Raw genomic sequence first — 1,287 nt, forward strand, 5'->3', positions numbered from 1 at the left:
TTCCACGGTCCGTTTCTGTTTTTTCAGGTAAAGGCAGAGGGTCTGGATATCCCTGTCATTCATGACCTTCAATGCCTGTTGTCTGACTACTGAGAAGGGCTGATTGTCATCAATATTCTCGTCAACAAACAGGTGAAGTAGCTCTGCCGCTTTCGTGACATTGTCCGCAGCTGACTGCCAGGACAGGAACACTGCTTGTTGTGCAAAGGCGTTGGCGGCTTCCTGTTGTTTTCGGATATGGTAAACAAACCCATCCGTCAGGCGCTCCAGTGCAAGTTGCATGCGCTCTGTCAGATGACACAGTAACCACAGGTGCTGCTGTGAGCGTTTGAAGCGCCGCACTTTACTGCCGTAGTAATCAATAAGGCCGCTGAAGTGTTGTCGATTTTTTAGCGACAGATTGAGCCTGTCCACAACGTCATTTATTTGCGTGTGCCATGGTGCTAACCGGTGGTAAATGGCGAGCTCTTTTTTAAGCTCAGGCACGGTCAGACTTTTGGCACCACCCCTGAGATGGCTCAGACTCAGCCCGTCGTCTTTAGTAGTGATTATGTTGTCCAGAAATACGTTAAGTTCATTACTGGTAAGTTGATTCAGTTGGAGCGTCAGGTCTTTTCTGACCTGTTGCATTGTGCGGCTTATCAGTCTTTGAAGCACGGAGTACTTAGGAATGGCAATGTTATGGCTGGCAAGGTATTCAATGGCCGCATCAAAGAGGTGTCGAGGCTCCAGCCAGGCATGACCAATGTAAACCAGGTGGTGGCACAGAGCATTGAGGTGCTGTTTTTCATTCCACTTATTGTAATTAAGTAGACGCAGTATCCTTGAGTAAATACGGTCACGCTGCATTTTACTGACACTGAAAGGCCTGATCCCTTTACCTCTTTGAATTTGGGAGGCAATAAACTGCATGTCGATACTGATATCACGGAAACTCGGAGCAATGATCACTGGCTTAGATTTAAAATAGCCCAGAAGCGCCACGAAATAACAACGATGTTTAGTAAGCCTGATAGTACGGCATTCGGCCTGTTCTACATCGTTTAGCGAAAAATACAAACGTTGTTCCTCAATAGAAAACTGAGGTGCTGAATACAAGTCTCGTTGTTCTGCCTGAGTCAGAATCGAGAGTTCATTACTAATTGCCATGATGAATAAACGCCAATATGATTGATGGTGTTTATATAAGATGGCAGAATATTGGAAGGTAACCCACCGCCACAGACCATATAATATAATACCTGTAGCGTTCTATGTTACTTTAGAGGGGAAAATCCCTAGAACCCC

General features: G+C 45.7%; 1 protein-coding gene. It reads right to left on the bottom strand.

Annotated elements, in window-relative coordinates; genetic code table 11:
- Window positions 1-1,149 (bottom strand): DUF4158 domain-containing protein (locus BIZ39_RS21815; protein ID WP_187448117.1); only part of this gene is annotated, 1,149 nt, incomplete at its 3' end.
- Window positions 1,150-1,287: the final 138 nt, after the last annotated feature.

Source organism: Alteromonas sp. BZK5, from assembly GCF_014349115.1.
GTDB classification, from domain to species: domain Bacteria; phylum Pseudomonadota; class Gammaproteobacteria; order Enterobacterales; family Alteromonadaceae; genus Alteromonas; species Alteromonas macleodii.